The following is a 3,414-nucleotide window of genomic DNA, read 5'->3' on the forward strand; positions in this document are numbered from 1 at the left end:
TGGACTGTTGTTCATATTACACCTCTGAATAATCTGAGTGACGATATCCCATTATAAATATGTATTTACAGTATGTTATACACTCTTTTTCATTAGCGGGGAATTAACCCCAGGATGTTCGTAAAGACACCCATTTCGATCATTATATGGATAGGTTTTGATGGTGCCCGCTTTACCCCATCTGCGAACTGTTGCCACTGTCACACCAAGTAGGCGTGCGACCTCTTCTGCAGTCAGTTTTCCCGTTGCGCGCAATCTTGCATAACGGGTTTTGAGCTTGTTGGCGTGTATGATTCCAGTGACGATCCTTCTATCGAACCGATGTCCCTGGGCGGATTTATAGCCACGGTTATCAAGGATGGTGGCTATTTCCGAGTAAGTATGATCGGCAAGCAGTTCATCGACAATCTCGACGATTTTCGGATTCGTCGCATTATATTGCCAGCCTGTAGAGGAGGGGGTAGAGTCAACGTTTTTTTCGCACCACCCTTAAATCGAACATGCAGCGTGATATTTTCTCCTCTGATCATTGTTACATCCTCGATCAAAAATCTGATCATTCGCTTTTTTTCACGAATAGGGGTTCTCGGATTTTTCCATAGTTTCGGAAAATCCCTGGCAAGTTTTACTACTTCCTTTTGTTGCACTTTCTTCAATTTTTCCGATTCTTTTTGGCGATGTGTTTCATAGTAGTCATTGGCGTCTTGCAGCTGCCTGAGCTTTTCATTCCACTCCGCCTCAAGCGTATCCGCTACCAGTCGATTTTCAGGATCGACCTGCATAAACCGACGCCGTGCGAGATTGGCTTCATATTCCGCCCGTTCCACCTGTTGTTTTCGCAGTTTGTCAGCCTCATTAAAGCGGTCTTCCAGCTCTTTCTGAACTTGCAATGCCACCTCTAATGTCAGCGGCGTGACCGACTCGAGCACAAGTTTACTGATGGCCTCATTTATACTGGCACCCGGTATGTATTGACAACTATTTTCCCACCTCTCTATCCGGTGGCGCTGGCATAAATAAACCGGATCGACTCTACCTTTTTTCTGGTATTTATATCGTATCGTCATACGCTGACCGCATTTGCCGCAAATGGCCAATCCCTGCAGAAGACACGGTCCTTCACGGGGCGGTGTTTTTCTGTCTATGATGTTGTATGCGACAGCATTTTGTCGCATCCGGCGCAAGTTCTCTTCATACTGTTCCCAGGCAATATATGCCGGGTGGGCATCTTTGATCAGTACAAGCCATTCATCACGGGGAACCTTACGATACATGATGGACCCATCAATGTTTTTACGGGCTCGCCGAGCACCGTAGTAATATGCACCCGCGTATCTCGGGTTTTTTAAAATCACCAGTGCGCGCCCGCTCGTCAATCGTTGCCATTTTATCTTCCCTTTGTCTGGACCGGATTGGATTCGGCATGGAAATTTTACATCATCTTTCGCAAACGCCTTTACGGTCGCAAATGCGGCACCCGTCCGTTGAAAAATATCGAAAAACAAACGGATGCATTGCTGAACCTGTTTGTCCGGATCGATAATGATTTTATCATTGTGATCATAGATAAATCCAGTCGGCAAACGCGTTTTCAATTCCCCCCGCCGGGCCTTGCTTAAAATGCCTCCTCTGAGCCGGGACCTTAATACATGAAGTTCCACTTCGGAAAAAGTGCCTTTCATATTGAGCAGCAGGCGGTCGTTAAAATCGGTTGGATCATAGATCCCCTCCTCGTCGAGTATCAGCGTGTCGGTAAGCGCGCATATCTCTATCAGCCGGGCCCAGTCAGCGTTGTTGCGGGCCAGGCGCGAGACCTCCAGGCCCATCACGAGTCCCACACGCCCCAGACTGACTTCTGTCATTAGTTTTTGAAAACCTTGCCTGTCAGCCACAGACGTTGCCGTTTCACCCAAGTCAGAGTCGACCGTCACGATCTGAACCATCGGCCAGCCCAAAGCGACCGCCCGATCACGAAGAGCGTATTGCCGTTTGGTACTCTCGGTGTTCTCAAAAACCTGCTTAAGTGTCGATTGTCTGACATAGCAGTAGGCCTGCCTTTTTAAGTGACTTGCCATCACTTTCTGCTTGACCTGCTGTGGCATATTCATGATGGGACCTCTTGCAGGTTGAATAGGGTAATATTCGCCATGACCTTTATCATTTCGGATGTTGCTTGATAGGTAAGGGACTGTGTTGCCGATCGCTTCTGTCGGTTTGCCTGTACCGGTATGCACCGGTGACAAGCCTCTATCCAAGCAACCATCCCTTTGCTTATGAACAGAGCCAGACCCATACTTCGTTCATAAAAATTTCCTTGCCGATTTAAAACCTGCAAACGTAGTGATTCGTACTGCAGCAAGGTGTTGTCGTCGGCATCGACTCCCTTCGTTTTTTTTATCACCGTCATTTTCTCTTTTTTTTTCTCCGCGTCACGGCACGTTCGATCGTCCTTGGATGAACATCTTTTCCAAACTTTTCCCGTATCAATGGCGCCAGTTTTCTTGCACGAAGCGGTTTACCTTCTTTAACTTCTGCTTCGATGAAAGCCAGTATGTCATCAGTCAATTTGTGAGCGGTTTTCGGTCCTGGTCGTTTTTTGATAAGACCGGTCACGCCACCCTTTTCAAACTGTGATTGTGCCTGATAAAAGGCTGGCCGCGAGAACCCAAATGCTTCGGATGCGTGTTTTACCGAACGGCCTTCCTTTTCGACGGTACGCAGCATTTCGTATTTAACCTGAACAAGATCACGGGGATCGAAGAATTCGATCGTCGCATCTGAAAACATTTCTTCCACGACTTTCTGTGGATGCGGATTAAGTGCTCCGTATTTTTTCAGGTTTTCCGTCTTTTCATCGACAGGTTTTTTGGGTCGTGTCATCGGCTCGCCTCCCTTGGCTAATTATGCCGCAAAATGTTATTAAGTTAATTTAACTTTGCCGCATATATTATCATGCGTCAAGGGTGACTTCATATTTTTAGTGCAAAAACAATTAGATTTGTGCAGTTTGTTGGGCAAATCATGGTTTATGACAATATTATTGCGGCAATTTTTATTTAACATTTACGGCATAATCATCTTTACGCAGCTGTCGTTGTGCGATGCTTGTTCATTTGCGGCTTGCACTGTATATTTCCTCAATAAGACGGACCAAACCGAGGAGGTCTTCAACACGGAAAAGTGATCGTCCGGCAGAAACAACGACAAATGGATCCTTCAGCCCGATGTCTGTCCACTGGAGCGGTACGGAGGATCTGCGGCCTTTCGTGTTATAAAAGAAAATGCGACACCCACTTGCGATTCGTCTTACGCTATCTATGTCAAACTCGATATCTCGATAGGGATGGAACGGATGGATGATCCGGAAGGTTTTGTTGTTTAAATTTTGATGAGACGCAGTTGAATGATCTTGTT

The 3,414-nt window shown here is 46.5% G+C and carries 4 protein-coding genes; all 4 read right to left on the reverse strand.

Going from position 1 to position 3,414, the window contains the following annotated elements:
* Window positions 1-75: 75 nt before the first annotated feature.
* Window positions 76-255 carry a helix-turn-helix domain-containing protein gene (locus tag JCM12296_RS51200; protein ID WP_422699220.1) on the reverse strand — a complete coding sequence of 60 codons (180 nt, stop codon included), beginning with the start codon at window positions 253-255 and terminating at the stop codon, window positions 76-78.
* A gap of 110 nt (window positions 256-365) precedes the next feature.
* Window positions 366-2,234 carry a recombinase family protein gene (locus JCM12296_RS33490; RefSeq protein ID WP_246805272.1) on the reverse strand — a complete coding sequence of 623 codons (1,869 nt, stop codon included), beginning with the start codon at window positions 2,232-2,234 and terminating at the stop codon, window positions 366-368.
* Between the two features lie 169 nt (window positions 2,235-2,403).
* Window positions 2,404-2,880: a helix-turn-helix domain-containing protein gene (locus tag JCM12296_RS33500; RefSeq protein WP_054702301.1), complete on the reverse strand. Its 477-nt coding sequence runs from the start codon at window positions 2,878-2,880 to the stop codon at window positions 2,404-2,406.
* A gap of 229 nt (window positions 2,881-3,109) precedes the next feature.
* A partial coding sequence (locus tag JCM12296_RS40690; protein WP_174897337.1) for a DUF5372 family protein occupies window positions 3,110-3,414 on the reverse strand: 305 nt, incomplete at its 5' end.

This window comes from Desulfosarcina cetonica JCM 12296 (genome assembly GCF_001311845.1).
GTDB lineage: Bacteria > Desulfobacterota > Desulfobacteria > Desulfobacterales > Desulfosarcinaceae > Desulfosarcina > Desulfosarcina cetonica.